The sequence below is a fragment of the Bradyrhizobium sp. AUGA SZCCT0431 genome (genome assembly GCF_018131065.1).
Classification (GTDB): Bacteria; Pseudomonadota; Alphaproteobacteria; order Rhizobiales; family Xanthobacteraceae; genus Bradyrhizobium.
In genome coordinates this window covers 214,777-237,034 of record NZ_JAFCLR010000008.1, presented here as the reverse complement: position 1 = coordinate 237,034, position 22,258 = coordinate 214,777, and the positions used below count along the sequence as shown (strand labels likewise).

Below are 22,258 nucleotides of genomic sequence, written 5' to 3'. Positions count from 1 at the left end.
CACCGAGTAAGGGACGAAGAAGGTGGGTTACGCTTCGCTAACCCACCCTACGACGCCACGAAGCTACGAAGCTGCCGTATTCCGCTGCGCGCGCCACCACACGCCGAATGCGATCACGACCGCCGCCGCCAGGCCGAACCAGGTGATGGCGTATTGCATGTGGTCGTCCTTGAGATGGACATTGAGCGGCCCCGGTTTCGGGATGCCGCTCTCGGGCACCGGTGATTCCAGATCGATATAAAACGGCGCGACCGCCTTGCCGCCCTCGCCCCAGCCGAGCGCGCGCGCCATCGCAAGATGATCGCGGGTGAACCAGAGCCGCATGGCGATATTCTCTGACGGCGTCAGCGTGCCGGCGGCCTCCGGAAAGCGGAGGTAGCCGGTGAATTTGACCGGCTGGCCGGTGACGAGACGTCCGACCGCGCGATCCTGCTGGGCGCGATCCTGCATCGTGTTCTGCACGAAGCCGGTATTGACCGCGACGATTGCCCCATCGGCGCTTTGCGCCGGCAGGAACGCCCAGGTGCCGGGACCGGACACGTCGTTGCGGACCGAAGAGCCGGAGCTATAGACCATCACATCGGGAAGCCGCGCGTAAGCTCCGGTGAAACTGACGCGGCGGAATTCGTCTTTGGCCGGTGTCAGCGTGCCCCATTGGGTCTGTTCCGGCAGCGCCCTGGGCGCATCGGCCAGCCTTTCGTTCAGGGCGGCGATCAGCGCGTGCTTCTGGACGCGCCGCTGCAATTGCCAGATCCCAAGGCTCAGGCAGGTCACGATCATCACGAGCGTGAAGATGGCAAAGCCGAGCGTGCCACGCCGCCGCGCAACAGCGCCGGTCATTTCGGCTCGCGGTCGATCAGGCGGCCGGGGGCAGCCTTGTGATGGTATTGCAGCGCGATCAGCAGCGACTTCATCGACCGCAGCGGCAACAGCGTGGTCGCCAGAATCAGCGGCAGCCACAGCGCCGCATGCAGCCAGAACGGCGGCTGGTATTTTATCTCCACGACCAGGGCCGATCCGACCACGATCGCGCCGGCGATCATGATGATGAAGATCGCGGGCCCGTCGCCGGCGTCGATGAAGGCGTAATCGAGCCCGCAGGCCTCGCAGTTCGGCCGCAAATTGATGAAGCCGGCGTAGAGCTTGCCCTTGCCGCAGCGTGGGCACCGGCAGGCGATGCCGCGCAGCGCGCTCTCGGTCAGCGTGGGGGGTGTCTCGTCCATTTGCATCCTTCTTCCCCTCTCCCCTTGTGGGAGAGGGTGCACTCGCGAAGCGACGGCGGGTGAGGGGTCTCTATCCGCCGCGACAGACCCCTCATTCGGTGCCCTAGCCGACGCGAAGCGTCGGCGTTCTAAGAACCGGCGGCCGGAGGCGGCCTACGCCACCTTCATATGTACCGCAAGCTACTTATTGGAGAGCCATTCGCGTACTACCGGGTTGCCTCCACTTCAAGGCTCCCCGAGTGAATAATGGCCGTTTTGTTCCGGTGCCGCCAGTCCCACGGCGCGATGATCGATCCGGACAAAGACCCGCACGATTCTCTCTCGCAGCGATCTCGTCGGCATCGCAAGCGTGGGAATAGCGGACGAACGACAATGCTCAACCTGATCGCACCATCCGCTTGCGCACTCCTCGCCCTCGATGAAGCAACTCGCGAGCGATCTCCGCATTCCCAAGCCTGTCTGCTGGAATGCCGGAAACAGTTTATCGCGGGCCGCGACACCGCAGACCCATTTTTCTCCAGCGCCTTCGAGGCGACTGCCCTAAGCGGCACAAAGGGAGGTGTGCGTGGCTTTAAAGGATGGAAAGTTTGGAGAACTCAGTACCTTGCAACGACGGGGCCACCAAACCGGTACCCTATTCCTATCATTCCGATGTGCGTATTGAGTTTCAAATCCGTGGCTACCGTTACAACTGAAACACCGGGGGATACCAGCACCAGCGAATTGCTCCACGTTCCGAAGTCCGAGTAACGATACTCAGCACGAAGCATCCAGTTTGCGAAGATTTTCGCGTCGATGCCGACGCCGGCCGTCCAGCCCGTTCGGGTGGAGCTGTTCGTCGCCGTCGTAAGAAGGGGGATTGGAGTTGGGCCGCAAAGGGGATCAGTAAAGCTGGTTTCGCAGGTTATGGAGTTGGAGAAGTTCTGGAACGCAATACCGCCAGTCCCATAGAGCAGAACATTGGGAGTTACCAGATATCCGAGCCGGCCCCGCACATTCGCATCCCATCTGGCTCTTACGCTCGATACATCGGCCCCGGGTCCCGGGACACCCAAAATGCAAGTGACCGTGCAGCCGGGCGCCCCCACCGTCGTGACCGTGCCGTTAAAATAGGCGGCATCGAGGACAATGCCTGCAACCCATTGAGGCGCGAACTGGTAGTCGTATCCGGCAAAGCCGCCGAAGCGACCGCTTGAGGGGCTAAAGCGTCTCGGCGAACTACCGTCTACGGTTGGGGGAGGAATTACAAAGCCCGGTGCGACAACGCCAATCGAAGTAGTAGTCCAATCGGCGTTGGCCTGCTCGCCGCCGAGCGAGACTCCAACATAGAAGCCTGTCCAAGTCGAAACCGCGGCTTCGGGCGCGTTATAGCGAGGGGCTTTCACAGCCATGTCGGCAGCGGATGCGCCCATTGCGCTGGCCGCGAGAACGGATACTGCCAAAGCAAGTTTTCTCATAGAAAGCCCCAAGCGCTCGTGAATGGCCCGGTCCAAAGCTTAAACGGGTTCATCGTGCCCAGATGTATCGTTCAAGCCACAGTCGAGACATTTCGGACGAACATGCGGAACCTTGTTCCGCTCTTGCCAACGCGTCCGCCGGCCTGGCGAACGCCAATCGCTGACGATCGGCATCGTGGTGTAGCCGAGCAAGAGCGCCGCCTCATCAGCGAGCGCATCAAGGCCGCGCTTAGGATCGGCCCCCGACGGTCAAGTTGAGCATCATCCGATCATATCAACCGGTCGCTTTGCAAAAATCCCTTGCCGTGTAAAAAAACCGCCTTGCCCCATGGTACCACCACCCCACTCTTTCGAAACGAAATCTGGATTCTCTTTTCGAAAGGTGAAGTATCTTCTCGTTGACAAAAACTTTGTGCGGATTTCTGGGGGCGCCGTCTGTTTCAACAGGAACAATTTCGGCATCATAAATTAGGCCATGCAATTCTGCGAAGATCATGGCTTCGATGACCAATATATCTATGAAATATTTTTTATGTTTATCATCACCACGAAATTTTGTGCTTTGCGGATGATACTTTCTGGTTGCCATCCACGCATAGATCGCTCCTGAATCAAACAGGAAAGCGGCGGCGGCTTCTACGCCGTCTTTGTCTTTTACCGCAAGCGCGAACGCTTTCTGACGACGGACGCCATTCTCGATGAGTGCCTCTGCAATGCTCAGCGGGGCATAGCTCTGTGCGCCATTACTAGTAAGATTGCTCTGGTAAAACTTACAAAAGTCAGAGGCTGAGATATCTTCTATTTTTGCTTGTTCTAATGCGGTTCTGTATCTAGTTCTTCCGTCTCTTGAAATGGTTTTCAGTACTTTGTCTCTGGCTTGCGCATACGCGTCACGTTCATAATTTTGTTTGCTGGGTGGACGGACGTATTTGGGTATTTTGATGCATTCAAACCCGGCTTTGATGAACGCATCGCGAATGATGCCGGAATCATCATCCAGGATGAATTGGCAGTAACCAATCGATCTGGGAAGCTGCTTTATAATATCGGCAATCGCACCTCGTTTCTCTTCATCACTTATGTGTTTGTCGAGAAAGACGAATGAGCTGAGGCGTCTCCAGTTATCTAAACTAGTTATCCTTGGAAAAATGCCCAGTACGTTAGTTTGGCAATATGGAAAAGCGCATATTAGCTTGCCGGCTTTGTTGAATGCTTTGGCTACCCGGTGCTCCTTCCTGTACGCGATATCCACGAACCAAGGCTGAGAAAAGATCGATACCTCGTCCGGGTGCGCGCCCGCGATCCAATCGCGCTTGCTCCGACTCTTCGGCACGCGCGTCGCCGCCAAAAGGCGGCTCCTCCAATTTTCGAAATTCGCGATGTTCAATATCGTCCGGCGTTTAATCGTTCAGTCTATCGGCACGCGCGGGAGCTCCCCCGACCGCCCGGTAGCCTGTTCAGAGTATTCGGGGGGCGACGCAAGAGTGAGTGCGCAGAAGGATTACCCAAATCGACAAGCCGCTCCGGTTAGCGGTGAACCGGTCTCCATGCTGTCACGATCCGAGACTTCACCCGTCGGTGACCGTGTCAGCATGAGGATGGTTAACGCCCGGCGATACACGCATCTCGATCGTTAGCCCAAAAGGCAAACGAAAGAAAAAGGGCGGCCCTGCGGCCGCCCTCTCGTAACACAATGATGTCAGATCAATGCGCGGCGTGCCCGACAGCGTCAGCGCCGCGGAACCAGACATAGATGCAGATGAACAGGAACAACCACACCACGTCGACGAAGTGCCAGTACCAGGCGGCGAATTCGAAGCCGAGATGTTGGGTCGGCGTGAAGTGTCCGGCATAGGCGCGGAACAGGCAGACCAGCAGGAACACGGTGCCGACCAGCACGTGGAAACCGTGGAAGCCGGTCGCCATGAAGAAGGTCGCGCCATACATGTTGCCGGAGAAGTGGAATGTGGCGTGGGCGTATTCATAGGCCTGCACGCAGGTGAACAACGCGCCGAGCACGACGGTGAGGATCAGGCCGTATTTCAGGCCCTTGCGGTCGTTCTCCAAGAGCGCGTGATGCGCCCAGGTCACCGTGGTGCCCGAGGTCAGCAGCAGCAGCGTATTCAGGAGCGGCAGATGCCAGGGGTCGAAGGTCTCGATGCCCTTCGGCGGCCAGGTGCCCGGCACGCTGCAGGCGCCAGCCGCGGTGCCGGCGCCACAGCCGAACACCGCGTCGCGGGTGGCGTGAATGGCATCGGCCGGGAACAGCGCGGAATTGAAGAAGGCCCAGAACCAGGCCACGAAGAACATCACCTCGGAGGCGATGAACAGGATCATGCCGTAACGGTGGCTGATCTGCACCACGCGGGTGTGGTCGCCCTTGAACTGGGCTTCGCGGATCACGTCGCCCCACCAGCTCGCCATGGTGTAGAGCACGCCGATGGTGCCGGCGCCGAACACGATCGGTGCCGCCGCATACATATGGTGCATCCAGCCGACGGCGCCGACGGCCATGATGAAGGCCGAGATCGAGCCGACGACCGGCCACGGGCTCGGATCGACGAGGTGGTAGTCGTGATGCTTCGCGTGCGCCGTAGCCATTGCGGTCTCTCCGTTAGCGGTGCCGTATCCTTCGGCACATCTTCGTCTCAAAATTCAAAGTTGGAAATTTCGGAAAGCCGAAATTCCCGGAGTTACAGGCTTCCCTTGCGCTTGTCCGGCTCGCCCGAAGCCACTGGCTTCGGCGCCGGATCGCGCACGGGATAGAAGGTGTAGGACAGCGTGATGGTGTTCAGCCCGTCATTTTCGCTGTCGGCGATCAGCGCCGGATCGACGTAGAACACGACCGGCATCTCGCGCTTCTCGCCCGGCGCCATGGTCTGTTCGGTGAAGCAGAAGCAGTTGATCTTCTGGAAATACGCGCCGACCGTCAGCGGGGTCACGTTGTACGCGGCCTGGCCGACCGTGGGTCGCGCCGCCTGGTTGGTCACCGTATAGAAAACGGTGACCACCTCGCCGATCCTGACCTCGATCTCGTTCTGCTCCGGCTCGAACTTCCACGGCAGGCCGGCGCCGACATTGGCATCGAACCGCACCGAGATTTTGCGCGCCAGCGGGCCCTGCGAAGGCGCCGAGGTAGCGACCTGGGTGGTGCCGTTGAAGCCGGTGGCGCGGCAGAACCAGTTATAGAAGGGAACGGCGGCATAGGCCGCGCCGACCATGAACACCACGACGAAACCGCAGATCGAGGCCACCATCGCATCGCGCGTCAGGCCGCGGCGCGAAGCCTTGCGGCTTGCCTCCGGTTCCCTTTGCGCGATCGGTTGGTTTGCCATGTCCACCTGCCTACATCGGCCGAACTAGAACGGCCGGCCCCTTGACCATGGTGACGGCGAAAAACAGCACGACGAGCACGACGAGCGCGAGCGCAATCGCGACCGACCGCTGGCGCCGGCTTCTTTTCTGCGCCTCGGTGAGGACGATTCCATCTGGCATCCGCTTGTCGTCCATTCCGGTCCCATGCGCCCCCTACCCGATCGCGGCCATGACGCCGCGCACGACAACCTCGAGCAGCAGCGTGGCGAACAGCGCGAACAGATAAAGGATCGAGAAAGCAAACAGCCGTCGCGTCGCACGCAGCGCCGGGGTACCCTCGCGGCGGCGGTAGACGTTGATCGCCAGCGCCATCATGCCGGCGCCGAGCACCAGCGAGGTGATGCCATAGATCGCGTCGAAATAGCCGAGCGGCCAGGGGGCGACGGCGATCGCGACCAGTACGACCGTATAGAGCAGGATCTGCAGCCGGGTCGCGTCGGGGCCGGCAACGACCGGCAGCATCGGCACGCCGGCGCGGGCATAATCGTCGCTGCGGAACAGCGCCAGCGCCCAGAAATGCGGCGGGGTCCAGAAGAAGATGATCAGGAACAGCAGCACCGGCTCCATCGACAGCGAGCCGGTCGCCGCGGCCCACGCCACCACCGGCGGCAGCGCGCCGGCGGCGCCGCCGATCACGATGTTCTGCGCGGTCCAGCGCTTCAGGAGCATGGTGTAGATCACGACGTAGAAGAAGATCGTGAACGCGAGCAGCCCGCCCGCGAGCCAGTTGACGAGGATGCCGAGCGTCATCACCGAGAAGAACGCCAGGATCAGCCCGAACGCGGTGGCCTCCTCGCGCGTGATGCGGCCGCGCGGGATCGGCCGGTTGGCGGTGCGCGACATCAACGCGTCGATATCGCCCTCATAGGCCATGTTCAGCGCACCGGAGGCGCCGGCGCCGACCGCGATGCAGAGGATGGAAGTGAAGGCGAGGATCGGGTGGATATGGCCGGGCGCGATCACGAGGCCGACCAGTGCGGTGAAGATCACCAGCGACATCACCCGCGGCTTCAGGAGCGCGAGGTAGTCGCCGACCTCGGCCTCGGAAATCCGGGGCAACTCGATGGCGTTGTGATCGACGACCGACAAGATTGATCTCGCTTGGTTCTAGGCCGCGGCGCGCCCGAAAGAGCGCGCCGCGAATTACAAGGTTTATTGCACCCGCGGCAGCACTTCGAACTGGTGGAAGGGCGGCGGCGACGACAGCGTCCATTCCAGCGTGGTGGCGCCGGGGCCCCACGGATTGTCCGCCGCCTGCTCCTTCTTGATGAAGGCGTCGACCACGCCATAGATGAAGATCAGCACGCCGAAACCCGAGATGTAGGAGCCGAGCGAGGACACCAGGTTCCAGCCGGCGAACGCATCCGGATAGTCGATGTAGCGGCGCGGCATGCCTGACAGGCCGAGGAAATGCTGCGGGAAGAACACCAGGTTGACGCCGACGAAGGTGACCCAGAAGTGCAGCTTGCCGATGGTTTCCGAATACATGTAGCCGGACATCTTCGGGAACCAGTAGTACCAGCCGGCGAAGATCGCGAACACGGCGCCGAGCGACAGCACGTAGTGGAAGTGCGCGACGACGTAATAGGTTTCCTGCAGCACGCGGTCGACGCCGGCGTTGGCCAGCACGACGCCGGTGACGCCGCCGAGCGTGAACAGGAAGATGAAGCCGATCGCCCACAGCATCGGCGTCTTGAACTCGATCGAGCCCCCCCACATCGTGGCGATCCAGGAGAAGATCTTCACGCCGGTCGGCACCGCGATCACCATGGTGGCGGCGACGAAATAGGCCTGCGTCGCGCTGGACATGCCGACCGTGTACATGTGGTGCGCCCACACCACGAAGCCGATGCCGCCGATCGCGACCATGGCGTAGGCCATGCCGAGATAGCCGAACACGGGCTTCTTCGAGAAGGTCGAGACGATCTGGCTGATCATGCCGAAGCCGGGCAGGATCAGGATGTACACTTCGGGATGGCCGAAGAACCAGAACAGATGCTGGAACAGCAGCGGGTCGCCGCCGCCGTCGGCCGAGAAGAAGGTGGTGCCGAAATTGCGGTCGGTCAACAGCATGGTGATCGCACCGGCGAGCACCGGCAGCGACAACAGCAGCAGGAAGACGGTGACGAGGATCGACCAGACGAACAGCGGCATCTTGTGCAGGGTCATGCCCGGCGCGCGCATGTTGAAGATCGTGGTGATGAAGTTGATGGCGCCGAGGATCGACGAGGCGCCGGCCAGATGCAGCGCCAGGATCGCGAAATCGACCGCCGGTCCCGGATGGCCCGAGGTCGACAGCGGCGCGTAAATGGTCCAGCCCGCGCCGACGCCGTTGGCGCCCGGCTCACCCTCGACGAAGGTGGACATCAGAAGCAGCGCGAACGAAGCCGGCAGCAGCCAGAACGAGATGTTGTTCATGCGCGGGAACGCCATGTCGGGCGCTCCGATCATCAGCGGCACGAACCAGTTGCCGAAGCCGCCGATCATCGCCGGCATCACCATGAAGAAGATCATGATCAGGCCGTGCGAGGTCACGAACACGTTGTAGGTATGGGCTTCGTGGAACAGCTGGACGCCGGGATACATCAGCTCGATGCGGATCGCGATCGACATCGCCGCGCCAATGACGCCGGCGATGACCGCGAACACCAGGTACATCGTGCCGATGTCCTTGTGGTTCGTCGAATAGACGAAGCGCCGCCATCCGGTCGGATGCGCGTGCGCGTGGTCATCATGGGCGTGATCGTGGTGTGTCGCTGCGCCTGTTGCCATGTTCTAATCCTGCCTTGCAGTCCCTTTTCGGACCTTGCGGTCCCGTCGCCCTTGTCCCTTGCGCCTAAGCCTTAAGCTTGCCTGAGCTTTGCGGCTTACTGCGCCACCGCGCCAGCCGAGGCGTATGAATTCGCCGGGTTGGTCGCATATTTCTTCTTCGCGGTTTCCACCCAGGCCGCGAACTCCTGATCGCTCACGACCCGCACCGCGATCGGCATGAAGGCGTGATCCTTGCCGCACAGTTCGGAGCACTGGCCGTAGAACATCCCGGTCTTGGTGGCCTTGAACCAGGTCTCGTTCAGACGGCCGGGGATGGCGTCGATCTTGATGCCGAAGGCCGGCACCGCGAAAGCGTGGATGACGTCAGCACCGGTGGTCAGAACCTTGACCACCTTGTTGACCGGCACCACCATCTCATTGTCGACGCCGAGCAGCCGGGGCTTCTTGTCCGCCGCCATCAGCGAATCGAACTCGAACTTGCCGTGATCGGGATAGGCGTAGCTCCAGTACCACTGCTTGCCGGTCGCCTTGATGGTGAGATCGGCCTTTGGCACGTCGAGCTGCAGAAACAGCAGCCGGAACGACGGCACCGCGATCGCGACCAGAATCAGCACCGGGATCAGGGTCCAGGCCACTTCGATCAGGGTGTTGTGGGTGGTCTTGGAGGGGACCGGGTTGGCCTTGGCGTTGAACTTGACGACGACCATGACCAGCAGCACCAGCACGAACAGCGTGATCACGGTGATGGTGCCGACCAGCCAATTATGGAACCAGATGATGTAGTCCATCACAGGCGTGGCGGATTCCTGCAGGGTCCATTCCCACGGCGCTGGCTGCCCCAATTCGGCTGACGCCGTACCGCCGGCGACAAGGGCCATGCCCGCCACCGCAAATCCCAGCAACCGCCGGCCAATCTGGCCCTTCGACATCTTCATGCCGCTCGCGCTCCCTTGATAAATCCCCAAAGCATCCCCACCGGATGGCCGGAAATGCCGCACGATCCGCCCCTACAAACAGCCCGCCGGAGGTGGCTTGGATGCACACCTCAAAAGTACCGGGGCCAGATCGCTAGAACGCTTCGAAATCCAGCCTCTCAAACCATAATTCGCAGGCTCTCGCAATGCAGTAGTGGGGGCCAAAGCCATGCGTCACCGGCTAATCTCTGCATGTCAGGTTTTCCCGGTGAATCAGGCAAAACCCGCCTTTTTGTCCAGCTGCACCGCTTGACAGGCGGATTACTGGATGTACGCACAGACAGGGTGCGCCGCGGGGACCTGATTCGCCGCTGAAGCGCCCTTCCCGGCTTGGTGTTAGGCTTGGTACCCGGCTTGGGAGTTGCTTCGAGATTTAGCGAAAGACCGCCTTCAAGGCGCCGTCATTACGTATCAGTCCGAGAAACCATTCAGAGGATCGACCCGGATGAGGCGTTCAAAACATCAGGCAGGACGCAAGCCAGGGCCAGGCCGCTGGCTCGGCGGGCTGCTCGCCGCCGCGCTCCTGCTCGGCCTGACAGAGGCTGCCAGCGCCCAGGGCGCGGTGCGCTCGGTCCATGGCGACTGGCAGATCCGCTGCGACACCCCGCCGGGCGCCCAAGGCGAGCAATGCGCCCTGATCCAGAGCGTGGTAGCCGAAGACCGCTCCAACGCCGGCCTCACCGTGATCGTGCTCAAGACCGCCGACCAGAAGAGCAAGCTGATGCGGGTGGTGGCCCCCTTGGGCGTGCTGCTGCCCTCCGGGCTCGGCCTGAAACTGGACAATCAGGACGTCGGCCGCGCCGGTTTTGTCAGATGCCTGCCCAATGGCTGCGTTGCCGAAGTCGTGATGGACGAAAAGCTGCTCGGCCAGCTCCGCACCGCCAAGACCGCGACCTTTATTATCTTCGAGACCCCGGAAGAGGGCATCGGGTTTCCGCTCAGCCTGAACGGGATCGGCGAGGGGTATGACAAGCTGCCGTGAGGCGCCGGGCGCTCGCCTCAACGTCCGCTTCGCTTAGTCACGCGCGGCGCCGGCGTAGTAGTCGAACAGCCGGCGCGCCTCGATCGAGAGCCAGTCCGCTTCACCCGTGATGTAGCCTTCGACTTGCCCGGTGACGCCGAGCAGGAAGGTGATCGGCATGCCGTAAAGCGCGAAGGGCGTGTCGACACCGTCGCTTGCGCCGGCACGTCCCACCAGTCCGCCGGGATCGAAGCCGATTCCGAGATGGCGAAGCTTCAGCTGCCGGACGAACGGCGCGACCACCGATCGATCGCGATCGGTGGTGATGGCGACGACCATAAGGTCTGCGCGGCGGCTTTCCGCGAGTTGATCCAGTATCGGCAATTCCGTGCGGCAGGCCGCACACCAGGTCGCCCAGAAATTGACGAGCACCACCTTTCCGCGGAAGGACGCCAGATCGAGCGCGCCTCCGCCGAGACGCGGGATTGGGATCGGCGGGACCGGCCGTGCGCCGCGAACCAGGGTGAACTGATGCCGGGCCGTTCCGAATGGCGGCGGCCCGCCGGCCGCGGCGCGACCCGGCAACGCCGGGATCGCAAGCGAGGCGGCCGCACCCATGATCCCCGCGACAATGGCGCGGCGGGTTGGGCTGCGAGGCGACGTCATGCCGGACACTCCGTGTGCAGTTCTGAATAAGGCCTGAGACCAAGCATCACGATCGGATGTAGGACCAGCCGGCTTCCTGCAACTCGATAATGCGCCCCGGCCCGCTCGGCACCAGATCGACGCCATCGATCAGGATCACCGGACGCCCCTCCTGGCGCTCCATGCCGAGCTTGGTGGCGTCGCAGACCACGAAGCGGATATTCGTGTTGACCGTCCTTAATATCCGCAGCATGTCCTTCACCGGCGAAGTGTCGGCGCGCAGCATGTGAACGCCGGCGTTGTAGGCGACGACTTCGATCGTGAACGCCTCGTTCCGCTCCTGGTAGTATTTTGGAAGGTTGAGCGAGGTCGAGATCAAGGCCCGCATCGTGGTGGGATCATCGGTGTTGATCGGCAGCACCAGCCGATGCACGCCGACCGGAGCGGCCTTCGCTTGCGGCTTTGAGCTCGCCGCCTCCGATCCTGTCAGCAACAGCGTCACGGTCAGCGGCACCACGAAGGCCAGGATGAGCCCCGCGGCAATCGTCAATTCGCGGCGAGAAAGGCGCATGGCAGCGGCCTCACAAATGCTTGTTCACAAGTGCCTGGCAAGCGATGCGATCTGGTCGCGCTTGGCGTAGGCGACGATGGCGCTCAGTGCCAACAGCACCAGAGCAGGCACAGCCGAGCCGCCGATCACAAAGAGATGAGTGACGGTCGCGCCGATCATGATGCAGATCAGCAGCACGGCGCCGAAGGCCGCCAGCGACGGCACGAGGATGAGGATGGCCCCGAGCAATTCCAGCGCCCCGGTCAAATAGCGGAACCATTGACCAAGTCCGATGTGCTGAAATTCCTCAACCAGCATCGGCACGCCATAGAGCTTGGCGCCGCCTGCGCCTGCAAAGGCAAGGGCCAGCAATCCTCTGACGACCCAGAGACCGGCGGACTTCCAGCGCGGCGGCGTCGATGCAGCAGCAAGTGACATGGGTCGCTCCCGATATGTTCCAGCGGTTCAGGCCGCAGCCACAACGCCGTGGCCGACCCCGAGGCTTTCGACACACAAAATTCGGGAGTAAGATGAAAAGTACAAGTAGGATGCTTTTTGTGAGGTAGTATGAAAAAGATGACTATTGCAGAAAGCAACGATATTGCCGCCGCGGAACCGTGTCAGCGCGGGGTGGTGGAGCAGTTTCATCGCGCGCTGGGGGTCTTGGCCGGTAAATGGAAGGGCGAAATTCTCTGGCAATTGGTCCAGCGCAAGCACCGGTTCGGCGAATTGCACCAATCGATCCCCGGCGTCACCCAGCACATGCTGACGACGCAGCTGCGCGATCTTGAGGCCAACGGACTCGTGAAGCGCACCGTCTATCCCGAGGTGCCGCCGCGCGTCGAATATGAGATCACGCCATCGGCGAGGGCCCTCAAACCGGTGTTCGATGAACTGTTTCGCTGGTCGCAGGAGCATGGCTTTGCGACCGCGGCGCGGCCCAAGGGTTCTTCCAGTGACAAAAGCGCCGGGCTCGGCGAGGGACATGACAAGCTGCCGTGAGATTTCTCCGTCATTGCGAGCCACCGGGTCGCGCGAATGCGCGCCCGATGGCTCGCAATGACGCGGAACGACACAGTGACCTCGCTCACAGCCAGGGCGACCGCCATCCTGCCAAGGTTTCCCCATCAACGCAGAGGGAAACCACCATGACGAACGACCGTACGTTCGAGACCCGTGCAGACGCTGCGAAAAGCGAGCTGACCGGGGAGCAACTCAGCATCGTATCCGGCGGCAAATGGTTTGAAATCGTGCGCGTCGAGCACGGTGTGAAGTCCCCGCGAGACGCGGCGTCGGGATTGGCAACCGGGCGCCGCCAGCACCAACCCTGATCTGATTGGGCGTCGTCAGGTTTTTCGTCGTCAGGTTTTTCTTGGCCCTGCCGCTAGAACAGCAGCCCCATCAGGATCAGGTTTTCGTGTTTGCCATCGACCAGGATGGCCTCGCGCTGCACGCCTTCGATCTCGAAGCCGACCTTCTTATAGAGCGCGATCGCGTTCACGTTGTTTTCCCGGACCGTCAGTTCGACCCGCTGCAGCCCGAAGGCCTGTGCGGCGCCGAGCGCCTGCGCGATCAGGCGCTTGCCGATGCCCCGCCCCCTGAATTGCGGCAAAAGGCCCATGCCGAGAACGCCGTTATGGGCATAAATCGGCCGTGGCTTCGGGGTCACATCGCACCAGCCGATGACTTCACCGCCCGACAGGGCGACAAATTGCGGATAACCCTGCTCGATTAGGTCGAGAATGAACGCCCGCGTCGCTTCCAGCGGCGGGGCCTCCAGGAACGACAAATAGCGCCGCTCCCGCGCGACGATATCGAGGGTGCGGTGAAAGCCGTCGATATGGCCTTGCGTTATCGGAACAATTTCGATTGTAGCCATCGTACTTGCAGCGAGACTCTCCCGCCCCTCGCGAAACGGACGGGAAACAACTATCTTGGTTGCGCCCCTCCGACAACGGACTGAATGTAATGACCAACTCCCCCGCTACAACCTCCCTGATCGACCGCGCCAACCTCGACCGCGATTCCGTCCGCCGGGAAATCGCGCGCGGGCTCGAAGGCGCCGACGACGGCGAATTGTTCCTGGAATATGGCCAGACCGAAGCGCTGATGTTCGACAATGGAAGGCTGAAGCAGGCGACCTACGACACTTCGCAGGGTTTTGGCCTGCGTGCGGTCAAGGACGACGCGGTCGGTTACGCGCATTCCTCCGACGTCTCGCTGCCGGCGCTGATCCGCGCCGCCGACGCGGTCGCCGCGGTCCGCGGCGGCTATTCCGGCAATTTTGCCGCCGCCCCCGCTCACACCAATGTGAGACTCTATGGCGACGACAATCCGCTGGATGCGCCGGGTTTTGAAGCCAAGGTGAAGCTGCTCGCCGAAATCGACGCCTATGTGCGCGACAAGGACCCGCGGGTGCGGCAGGTGACGGCCAGCCTCAGCGCCACCTGGCAGGTGGTGGAAATCCTGCGGCCCGACGGCGAAAGCTACCGCGACATCCGCCCCCTGGTGCGGGTCAATGTTTCCGTGGTTGCCGGCCAGGGCGACCGGCAGGAAAGCGGCAGCAAGGGCTATGGCGGCCGCGAGGGCTATGCGCGCTTCATCGAGACCAAGGCCTGGCGCGATGCCGCCGACGGCGCGATCCGCGAAGCCCTGGTCAATCTGGACTCGGTTCCCGCCCCCGCCGGCGAAATGGACGTGGTGCTGGGGGCCGGCTGGCCCGGCGTCATGCTGCATGAAGCGGTCGGCCACGGGCTCGAGGGCGATTTCAACCGCAAGCAGACCTCGGCTTTCGCAGGCCTGATGGGCAAGCAGGTCGCCGCCAAGGGCGTCACCGTGGTCGATGACGGCACCATGGCCTCGCGGCGCGGCTCGCTGTCGATCGACGACGAGGGCACGCCGACCAACCGCACCGTGCTGATCGAGGACGGCATTCTGGTCGGCTACATGCAGGACCGCCAGAACGCCCGGCTGATGAACATGAAGCCGACGGGCAACGGACGGCGCCAGAGCTACGCCCATGTGCCGATGCCGCGCATGACCAACACCTACATGCTGTCGGGTGGGCGCGACCCCGCGGAAATCCTGGCCTCAGTGAAGAACGGCATCTACGCCGCGAATTTCGGCGGCGGCCAGGTCGACATCACCTCGGGCAAATATGTGTTCCAGTGCACCGAGGCCTACAAGATCGAGAACGGCAAGATCGGCGCGCCGCTGAAGGGCGCGATGCTGATCGGCAACGGCCCGACCGACCTGCATCGCATCACCATGGTCGGCAACGACCTCTCGCTCGATACCGGGATCGGCACCTGCGGCAAGAACGGCCAGGGCGTGCCGGTTGGCGTCGGCCAGCCGACGCTGCGGATGGAGCGCATTACGGTCGGAGGAACCGGCTAGTGACCAGCGAGAACGAAACTGCGGTTGCCAAACCTTCGAGCTGGCGCGCGCAGATCGCCCAGGTCGCGGCCATCGTGATGGTGGTGTTCGTCGCCAAGGGCGCCTTGGCCGAACCGTTTTACGTACCGTCCGGTTCGATGGAGCCGACGCTCCTGATCGGCGACGCGCTGCTGGCGTCCAAATTCCCCTATGGCTACGGCGCGGCGTCGCTGCCGATCCAGATCACGCTGCCGGAAACCGGCCGCCTGTTCGGCGAGACGCCCAAGCGCGGCGACGTCGTCGTGTTCCGCTGGCCCGGCGACCGCTCGCAGGCATGGGTCAAGCGCGTGGTCGGGCTGCCCGGCGACCGCATCCAGATGCGGCAGGGCCAGCTCTTCATCAACGACCATGCTGCGACTTTGAAGCCGGATGGCGTGGGTGAAGCCGAAGACGACCGCGGCGGCAGCGAAAAGGCCTATCGCTATGTCGAGACGCTGCCGAACGGCGTGGCACATGCAATCTTCAAGATGCGTGACAACGGCCGGCTCGACAACACGCCAGAGGTAACGGTGCCGACGGGAAAACTGTTCGTGCTCGGCGACAACAGGGACAATTCCGCCGACAGCCGCGTCGCCGTGCGCGACGGCGGTGTCGGCCTGTTGCCGATCGACAATTTGATCGGCCGTGCCGACGCCGTGGTCGGCTCGTGGGATCTCGGCATCCGCAGCCAGCCGGTGTGGACCTGGATGTCCGGCTTTCGCATGGCGCGGTTTTTCACGTCGGTGCATTGAGAAAGCGTGACCTACGACGACGTCCGGACGTTCGCGCTGCTGTGGGACGAGGTCGAGGACGGCACGTCCTACGGCACGCCGGCGCTGAAGGTGCGCAAGAAGCTGCTGGCGCGGCTCCGCGAAGACCATGACAGTCTTGTCGTGTTCGGCGTCCCCCATGACGAGCGCGAGATGCTGGTCGAAAGCCAGCCGGCGATTTTTTACTTCACCGACCACTACCGCGATTATCCTATCGTGCTGATCCGCCTCTCGAAGGCCAGGCGCGCCACCGTCGAGCCGCTGCTGCGCCGGCACTGGCGCACGCTGGCGTCGAAAAAGGCGGTGAAGGCGTACGACGAATCATAGGATAATCCCGTCATTGCGAGCGTAGCGAAGCGATCCATACTTTCTTTGCGGCGCTATGGATTGCTTCGCTTCGCTCGCAATGACGTGGAAAGAGCGCCCATGACCCAAGACCAATTCCTCAACCTTGCGCTGCGCAATCCCGCCAATAAAATCATCGCCGAAAAACTGTTCGAGCTGGCGCTGCCGGATGCCTGGATTGTGTCGGGATGCCTGGTGCAGACGGTATGGAACTTACTGACCGGGCGCGATGTCGATTACGGCATCAACGATTACGACGTGTTCTATTTCGATCCCGATACATCCTGGGCGGCCGAGGACGCCGTGATCCGCAGGCTGCACGGCGCGCTCGGCAACCTCGACGCCAAGGTCGAGGCGCGCAACCAGGCGCGCGTTCATCTCTGGTACGGCGAAAAGCATGGCCTGCCCTACCCGCCGCTGCGCTGCTCGACCGAAGGCATCGATCGGTTTCTGACCAGGAATACGCAGATCGGCATCCGCCGCACGCGCAATGGCTACGACGTCTATGCACCCGACGGTTTCGACGATGCCGCCGGCCTGATCGTGCGGCCCAATCCGGGCCCGAATTTTTCGCCCGAGAATTATGCGGTGAAGGCGGCGCGATGGAAGGCGCTGTGGCCGGAGGTCACGGTACTGGCGGCGGAGGATTCACTCGATCGTCGTCCCGGCGAACGCCGGGACCCATAACCACAAATGCTTGTGGTGAGCACGATGGAGCTCCAGCTCATCGCAAAATCAACAGCGGTGGTTATGGGCCCCGGCTCAAGGCCGGGGCGACAAAAAGCTACCGCACCACGCCTGAGGTAAACCCGGCCTTGCGCCGCGGCGGCTTGATGTCTTTTTTCAGGAAGCAATGGCCTTCCGTGCCGGCATAGCCCGGCCGCGCATAGGTCCAGGCCCGGCACTTGTTGTCGGCGGTGCAGGCGGCCTTGCAGGCGTCGTCGCCGTCCTTGCTCTTGACGTCGAAATTCCTGTAGTCGCCGCCGAAGCGGTCGATCGAGGTTTCGATCGCGCTGTTCCTCGGCTCGACCACGCCGGCGCCGCGCACGCCGGAGACGCAGCAACTGTCCTGGACGCGCGCCGGGACGTTGCTCTTGAGCCAGCACACCGCGCCGCTGGTCAGGTCGGTCGGATAGTTGAAGCTCCACGACCGGCAACGCTTGTCGCGTTCGCACACCAGCGCGCAGTCGGCCGGATCGCCCGAGATCACCGGCGAGTTCAGATAATCGCCGCCGGGGCGGTCGAAATTGGCCTGCGCCGCGGCTGGGCGTGCGGGTGCTGCCGCCGCCAAAAAGGCGAGCGTCACCAACCACGCCCTGAGCAGGCGGCCTATCCCCATGTGATTGCTTTCGAATGCGCGCGTTCCGAAGATTGCCATTGGAGCGGCATCAACCTGTACGGCGGATGAACGGCCCACAAACGCGGCAACGAACGGAGCGTGATGATCCCATCACGCTCTATCCTTTTGTTTGCGCATGATCTTTTTCGGAAAAACCGGCACCCACCCCGCATCAAGTGCGGGGCATGCTTTACCGGATCGTGCGTTAGAAAGCGTATTCCTTGTAGGCCGGTTCCACCGAGCCGCCCCAGGCGCCGTTGAATTTCTCCAGCATCTCTTCGGCCGGTGTGCGTCCGGATTCGAGGATCCGCTCCAGCGGCTCGAGGTGACGGCTTTCGTCACGGCCGAGGTGATCAATGCGGCTGCGCCGCCGCAAGCCGGCATGCGACAGCTTCACGCATTCTCGCGCGATTTCGAACAGATAGCGGTCGCGGATCCGGGCCTTGAAGCCGAAGCGCGGCACGTCGTCGCGCAGCGCCTGACGCTCCGCCGCCGTCCAGTGCTTCACGAGATCCCATGCCGCGTCCAGCGTCGTGTCGTCGTACAAGAGGCCGACCCAGAACGCCGGCAGCGCCGGCAAACGGCCCCACGGCACGCCATCGGCGCCGCGCATTTCCAGATAACGTTTCAACCGTACTTCCGGGAAAATCGTCGAGAGATGATTGGCCCAGTCCGACAGCGTCGGCCGCTCGCCGGGCAAGGAATTGTTCCTGCCGTCGAAAAAGGCGCGGAACGACGAGCCTGACACGTCGATATAGCTGTCGCCGCGCTTGACGAAATACATGGGAACGTCGAGCGCATAGTCGACCCAGCGCTCAAAACCCATGCCGTCCTCGAACGCCCACGGGATCATGCCGGAACGCGCATTATCGGTATCGCGCCAGATTTCGGAGCGGAATGACAGGAAGCCGTTGGGCTTACCCTCGGTGAACGGCGAATTGGCGAACAAGGCGGTCGCGATCGGCTGCAACGCCACCGATACCCGCAATTTCTTGACCATGTCGGCTTCGGACGAGAAGTCGAGATTGGTCTGCACGGTGCAGGTCCGGTACATCATGTCGAGGCCGTATTGGCCGACCTTCGGCATGTAATTGGTCATGATCTTGTAGCGGCCCTTGGGCATCACAGGGATTTGCGACCGCGACCATGACGGCGTCATGCCGAGGCCGAGAAAGCCGATCCCCAAAGGCGCCGCGATCTCGCGCACCTGCGCCAGATGCGCCATCAGCTCCGCCTGGGTCTGGTGCACGGTCTCGACCGGCGCGCCCGACAATTCGAACTGCCCGCCCGGCTCCAGCGAAATCGCGCCGCCACCGGTGACGTCATACAGCCCGATGATGTTGCCGTGCTCCATGATCGGCTCCCAGCCGAGCAGAAGCTGCATGCCCTCCAGCAGCGCGCCGATGCCGCGCGCGCCTTCGTATGGCACGGGGTGATAGCCCTCGAGCGTGAACGGGGTCTTCTCGTGTTCGGTGCCGATGCGGAATTCCGACGGCGGCTTCACGCCGGCCGCCAGCCACGCCACGAGTTCGTCGCGCGATTGCAACGGCGTCATATCGATTTGGTCACGCGCCATAAAAAATCCGGATCTTTGGCGATTCGACCGAACGCGCCGTGTGGCAGGGAGCATTGCGGACAGCGTTGTCCGCAAAAACGATAAGATGAAGGCGTATCATCGGGCGGGAACGCCGTCTCGCACGGCGGCCGCCCTGACCTCGCTGCAGGAACACCCCAGCCGGTCGAGCAGACCGCAGAGCTTGATGGCGTCGGTGTCGGACAGTTTGGAGCCGACGTGTTTTTCGATCGCCGCGGAATAGGCGCTCCACATTTTCTTCTGCAGCTCGCGTCCCGTCTCGGTGATTTCGACGAACTGACCACGCTTGTCGATCTTGCATTCGCGCCGCGCCGCCAGCCCCTCATCGACCAGACGGTCGATCAGGCGCGAGGTCGAGTATTGCGGGATCAGCATCTGCTTCTCCAGCTCCACGGGGCGCATCTCGCCGGACGGCGCGCGCGACAATTCCAGCAGCGCGTCATACCAGGCGAGCGGCGGGAAGCCCGCCTTCTTCAAATCCTGCTCGACGGCGTCGAGCACCCGGCTCTGCACCCGCATCAGGCGGATCCAGGCGTTGGTCGCCTCGGTCGATGGTTTGCGTTTCATGGTCTGGTCCGTATCCGTCACAGGTCCGTGTCTGTCACAGGTTAGTGTACCGCACTAAATGCAGCTGCATCAATCTTGACTATTACATGCAGATGCATTTAGTCGTTCCGCGGCCTCAAGCCAAGATTTCCAACGGGAGAAAATCCAATGAAATTGTACTATTCGCCAGGCGCCTGCTCGCTGTCTCCCCATATCGCGCTTCTGGAGGCCGGTCTCCCCTACGATCTGGTCAAGGTCGATTTGCGCGCCAAGAAGCTGGAAAACGGCGACGACTATCTGACGGTCAATCCGAAGGGCCAGGTCCCGGCGCTGGCGCTGGATTCCGGCGAACTGGTCACCGAAGGCCCGGTCATCGTCCAGATGATCGCCGATAAAGCCGCGGACAAGAATCTTGCCCCCACCCGCGACCATGCCGATCGCTACAAGTTGCAGGCCTGGCTCACCTATATCAACAGTGAACTGCACAAGAACATCGGCCCGCAGTTCAGCCCGGTGCTCTCCGATGACGCCAAGGCCTTCTTCAAGGACCGGGTGATGGGCAAGTTTAGATATGTCGATGGCGAGCTCGCCGGGAAAGACTACCTGATGGGCAAGCAGTTTTCTGTGGCCGACGGCTACATGTTCACGATGCTGTCATGGGCCGAACGGATGAAATGGGATCTCGCTGATCTCTCCAACCTGATGGCCTACAAGGCCCGCGTCGGCGCACGCCCGAAGGTGCAGGAAGCGTTGACCAAGGAAGGCCTGGTCAAGGCGGCGTGAGTTTTTTCGGAGTACGATAAGGTTTGAGGGCCGGATCGATGATCCGGCCCTCTTTGTTTTACACCGCGTCGTCCCGGCGAAGGCCGGGACCCATACCGCGTGATCTATCAATGAGACATTTCCGCTGACGACACCCGCAACAATAAGCGACGTGGCTATGGGTCCCGGCCTTCGCCGGGACGACGATAGATTTTCGTCAAGAACCCATCAGTATCGTGCAGGACTGAACGCCGATGCGTCGGTAAATGTCGCCTCGCCGCTCATCATCTCGGCGAGCAGGCGGCCTGTGGTGGGGCCAAGGGTGTGGCCGTGATGACCATGCCCGAAATGCATCCACAGGCCTTTGTGCTTCGGTGCAGCCCCCACCACCGGCAGCATGTCGGGCATGCAGGGGCGGACCCCGCTCCAGGGTTCGGCCTCCACCGCGGTGCCGAGATCGACAAGCCGCCGCGCCGCCTGCTCCGCCCGTTCGAGCTGGCGCGACTGCGACGACCTTTCCGGTCCCATCAATTCGGCGCCCGACGTAATCCGCAATCCCTTCGCCATCGGCGCCATGGCGTATGCGAATTCGGGGTCGTGCAGTGGCAGATTGAGCCTGCCGCCGCCGCTGAAATGCCGATGGTAGCCACGCTTGCGCAGCATCGGAAAACGATAGTCAAACTTTTGCAATAGATCGGGAGACCACGGACCCAGCGACACCACGGCCGCCTCGGCGTCGATCGGGCCATCATCCGACTGAACCGTCCAGCCGGCAGCACTCGGCGCCAACGTGGTCGCATCCCCGTTGACGAAGGTGCCGCCTGCGCGCGTGAACAGATCGGCATAGGCCGATACAAGCCCGCCCGGGTCCGAGACCGTCCATGGGTCGCGCCAGTGAATAGCCCCCGCCCCGGTCTCGTTAAGCCCGGGTTCGGCCGCGGCAAGCTGTGCCGGGCTGATAATTTCCGATCGCACACCGAATTCAGCCGCCAGCGTCTCGGCGAGCAGCGCCACTTCATCCAGCGCAGCCTGGGTGCGGCGCAGGGAATGATAGCCGCTTCGCTGCACCAGATTGTCCGCGCCGGCTTCCCGGATCAGCACGTCATGCTCGCTTGTCGCCCGTGCGATGATCCGCGCGTAGGCCTGCGATATGCGATGGTGCCGATCCGGAGCGGAATGCCACCAGTACCGCAGCAAAGGACCAAGATGCCGCGGCAGCCATTTTGCGCGGTAATGGACATCGTTGGCGCGCCCTGTTGCGATCGCCGCCAGCGTCGCAAGATCGCGCGGCATCGGATAGGGGCGCACCGCTTCGCTCTGGATGAAGCCGGCGTTGCCGTAGCTGGTCTCGCGGCCGGGCGGATTGCGATCAAGCAGCACGACCGACCAGCCGCGGCGCTGTAACTGCAGCGCGGTTGCGACCCCAACCATTCCGGCGCCGAGAACGATAACACTTGGCATTGCGACCATCACCCTTGCATGGGCCCGGGACCGGTCAGGACCAGGCTCCACCTCCGCCAATCTCCGGGAC

26 protein-coding genes are annotated in these 22,258 nt (G+C 62.4%); 8 read left to right on the top strand and 18 right to left on the bottom strand.

All coding sequences use genetic code 11. The features are described from left to right. Window positions 1–63 precede the first annotated feature (63 nt). The 10 genes from JQ567_RS10280 to coxB all read right to left on the bottom strand — a co-directional run bounded on the left by JQ567_RS10280 (window position 64) and on the right by coxB (window position 9,762). Window positions 64–840: an SURF1 family protein gene (locus JQ567_RS10280; RefSeq protein ID WP_212438692.1), complete on the bottom strand. Its 777-nt coding sequence runs from the start codon at window positions 838–840 to the stop codon at window positions 64–66. After that, window positions 837–1,223: a DUF983 domain-containing protein gene (locus JQ567_RS10275; RefSeq protein ID WP_212438691.1), complete on the bottom strand. Its 387-nt coding sequence runs from the start codon at window positions 1,221–1,223 to the stop codon at window positions 837–839. The genes JQ567_RS10280 and JQ567_RS10275 overlap by 4 nt, the downstream gene beginning before the upstream one ends. A 596-nt stretch (window positions 1,224–1,819) precedes the next feature. Then, on the bottom strand, window positions 1,820–2,680 hold the full coding sequence (locus JQ567_RS10270; RefSeq protein ID WP_212438690.1) for an outer membrane protein: 861 nt from the start codon (window positions 2,678–2,680) through the stop codon (window positions 1,820–1,822). Between the two features lie 274 nt (window positions 2,681–2,954). Then, window positions 2,955–4,028, bottom strand: a complete 1,074-nt coding sequence (locus JQ567_RS10265; protein ID WP_212438689.1) for a hypothetical protein — start codon at window positions 4,026–4,028, stop codon at window positions 2,955–2,957. 356 nt (window positions 4,029–4,384) lie between these two features. Beyond that, window positions 4,385–5,281 (bottom strand): cytochrome c oxidase subunit 3, encoded by an 897-nt coding sequence (locus JQ567_RS10260; protein WP_212438688.1) that lies wholly within the window; start codon window positions 5,279–5,281, stop codon window positions 4,385–4,387. Between the two features lie 92 nt (window positions 5,282–5,373). Beyond that, on the bottom strand, window positions 5,374–6,015 hold the full coding sequence (locus JQ567_RS10255) for a cytochrome c oxidase assembly protein (protein ID WP_212438687.1): 642 nt from the start codon (window positions 6,013–6,015) through the stop codon (window positions 5,374–5,376). A gap of 10 nt (window positions 6,016–6,025) precedes the next feature. Further along, window positions 6,026–6,190: a CoxF protein gene (locus JQ567_RS10250; RefSeq protein ID WP_212036692.1), complete on the bottom strand. Its 165-nt coding sequence runs from the start codon at window positions 6,188–6,190 to the stop codon at window positions 6,026–6,028. A gap of 18 nt (window positions 6,191–6,208) precedes the next feature. Beyond that, window positions 6,209–7,144, bottom strand: coding sequence for a heme o synthase (locus JQ567_RS10245; RefSeq protein ID WP_212438686.1), 936 nt, complete (start codon window positions 7,142–7,144; stop codon window positions 6,209–6,211). A 63-nt stretch (window positions 7,145–7,207) separates the two neighbouring features. Continuing rightward, window positions 7,208–8,827, bottom strand: a complete 1,620-nt coding sequence (ctaD, locus tag JQ567_RS10240; RefSeq protein ID WP_212438685.1) for a cytochrome c oxidase subunit I — start codon at window positions 8,825–8,827, stop codon at window positions 7,208–7,210. A gap of 95 nt (window positions 8,828–8,922) precedes the next feature. Then, on the bottom strand, window positions 8,923–9,762 hold the full coding sequence (gene coxB / locus JQ567_RS10235) for a cytochrome c oxidase subunit II (RefSeq protein WP_212265273.1): 840 nt from the start codon (window positions 9,760–9,762) through the stop codon (window positions 8,923–8,925). A 484-nt stretch (window positions 9,763–10,246) separates the two neighbouring features. Here coxB and JQ567_RS10230 point away from each other — a divergent pair, with 484 nt between their 5' ends. Beyond that, the gene (locus JQ567_RS10230) at window positions 10,247–10,783 is read left to right on the top strand and encodes an invasion associated locus B family protein (RefSeq protein WP_212438684.1); all 537 of its coding nucleotides are present in this window, start codon (window positions 10,247–10,249) and stop codon (window positions 10,781–10,783) included. 33 nt (window positions 10,784–10,816) lie between these two features. Here the strand turns inward: JQ567_RS10230 and JQ567_RS10225 are convergent, their stop codons facing one another. The 3 genes from JQ567_RS10225 to JQ567_RS10215 are packed head-to-tail and all read right to left on the bottom strand — an operon-like array spanning window position 10,817 to window position 12,395. Then, entirely contained in the window at window positions 10,817–11,428 is a 612-nt protein-coding gene (locus JQ567_RS10225) for a TlpA disulfide reductase family protein (protein WP_212438683.1), read from the bottom strand. Between the two features lie 46 nt (window positions 11,429–11,474). Continuing rightward, on the bottom strand, window positions 11,475–11,978 hold the full coding sequence (locus JQ567_RS10220; protein ID WP_212438682.1) for a DsrE family protein: 504 nt from the start codon (window positions 11,976–11,978) through the stop codon (window positions 11,475–11,477). 24 nt (window positions 11,979–12,002) lie between these two features. Further along, window positions 12,003–12,395, bottom strand: a complete 393-nt coding sequence (locus JQ567_RS10215) for a DoxX family protein (protein ID WP_212438681.1) — start codon at window positions 12,393–12,395, stop codon at window positions 12,003–12,005. Between the two features lie 138 nt (window positions 12,396–12,533). Here JQ567_RS10215 and JQ567_RS10210 point away from each other — a divergent pair, with 138 nt between their 5' ends. Further along, window positions 12,534–12,959, top strand: a complete 426-nt coding sequence (locus JQ567_RS10210; protein ID WP_212438714.1) for a helix-turn-helix domain-containing protein — start codon at window positions 12,534–12,536, stop codon at window positions 12,957–12,959. Window positions 12,960–13,105: 146 nt separating this feature from the next. Continuing rightward, window positions 13,106–13,288: a hypothetical protein gene (locus JQ567_RS10205; protein ID WP_212438680.1), complete on the top strand. Its 183-nt coding sequence runs from the start codon at window positions 13,106–13,108 to the stop codon at window positions 13,286–13,288. A 53-nt stretch (window positions 13,289–13,341) separates the two neighbouring features. On the opposite strand, the gene JQ567_RS10200 is transcribed toward JQ567_RS10205, so the two are convergent. Next, the gene (locus JQ567_RS10200; RefSeq protein WP_212211256.1) at window positions 13,342–13,836 is read right to left on the bottom strand and encodes a GNAT family N-acetyltransferase; all 495 of its coding nucleotides are present in this window, start codon (window positions 13,834–13,836) and stop codon (window positions 13,342–13,344) included. Between the two features lie 89 nt (window positions 13,837–13,925). Between JQ567_RS10200 and tldD the strand changes: the two genes are divergently transcribed. The 4 genes from tldD to JQ567_RS10180 all read left to right on the top strand — a co-directional run bounded on the left by tldD (window position 13,926) and on the right by JQ567_RS10180 (window position 17,173). Beyond that, a complete protein-coding gene (gene tldD, locus JQ567_RS10195) occupies window positions 13,926–15,353 on the top strand; it encodes a metalloprotease TldD (protein ID WP_212438679.1) in 1,428 nt (475 codons plus the stop codon). Next, a complete protein-coding gene (gene lepB, locus JQ567_RS10190; RefSeq protein WP_312017377.1) occupies window positions 15,353–16,123 on the top strand; it encodes a signal peptidase I in 771 nt (256 codons plus the stop codon). The genes tldD and lepB overlap by 1 nt, the downstream gene beginning before the upstream one ends. Window positions 16,124–16,129: 6 nt before the next feature. After that, window positions 16,130–16,468: an MmcQ/YjbR family DNA-binding protein gene (locus JQ567_RS10185; RefSeq protein ID WP_212438678.1), complete on the top strand. Its 339-nt coding sequence runs from the start codon at window positions 16,130–16,132 to the stop codon at window positions 16,466–16,468. 99 nt (window positions 16,469–16,567) lie between these two features. Further along, entirely contained in the window at window positions 16,568–17,173 is a 606-nt protein-coding gene (locus JQ567_RS10180) for a nucleotidyltransferase family protein (protein ID WP_212438677.1), read from the top strand. Window positions 17,174–17,270: 97 nt separating this feature from the next. On the opposite strand, the gene JQ567_RS10175 is transcribed toward JQ567_RS10180, so the two are convergent. The 3 genes from JQ567_RS10175 to JQ567_RS10165 all read right to left on the bottom strand — a co-directional run bounded on the left by JQ567_RS10175 (window position 17,271) and on the right by JQ567_RS10165 (window position 19,986). Continuing rightward, window positions 17,271–17,825 carry a PAN domain-containing protein gene (locus JQ567_RS10175; protein ID WP_212438676.1) on the bottom strand — a complete coding sequence of 185 codons (555 nt, stop codon included), beginning with the start codon at window positions 17,823–17,825 and terminating at the stop codon, window positions 17,271–17,273. Between the two features lie 205 nt (window positions 17,826–18,030). Next, window positions 18,031–19,401, bottom strand: a complete 1,371-nt coding sequence (locus tag JQ567_RS10170; RefSeq protein WP_212438675.1) for a glutamate--cysteine ligase — start codon at window positions 19,399–19,401, stop codon at window positions 18,031–18,033. A 96-nt stretch (window positions 19,402–19,497) separates the two neighbouring features. Continuing rightward, window positions 19,498–19,986: a MarR family winged helix-turn-helix transcriptional regulator gene (locus JQ567_RS10165; RefSeq protein WP_212211267.1), complete on the bottom strand. Its 489-nt coding sequence runs from the start codon at window positions 19,984–19,986 to the stop codon at window positions 19,498–19,500. Between the two features lie 147 nt (window positions 19,987–20,133). On the opposite strand from JQ567_RS10165, the gene gstA reads away from it, so the two are divergent. Then, complete coding sequence (gene gstA, locus JQ567_RS10160) at window positions 20,134–20,748, top strand: glutathione transferase GstA (protein WP_212438674.1); 615 nt, start codon at window positions 20,134–20,136, stop codon at window positions 20,746–20,748. 207 nt (window positions 20,749–20,955) lie between these two features. On the opposite strand, the gene JQ567_RS10155 is transcribed toward gstA, so the two are convergent. Next, window positions 20,956–22,188 (bottom strand): FAD-binding oxidoreductase, encoded by a 1,233-nt coding sequence (locus tag JQ567_RS10155; RefSeq protein WP_212438673.1) that lies wholly within the window; start codon window positions 22,186–22,188, stop codon window positions 20,956–20,958. Between the last annotated feature and the right edge of the window lie 70 nt (window positions 22,189–22,258).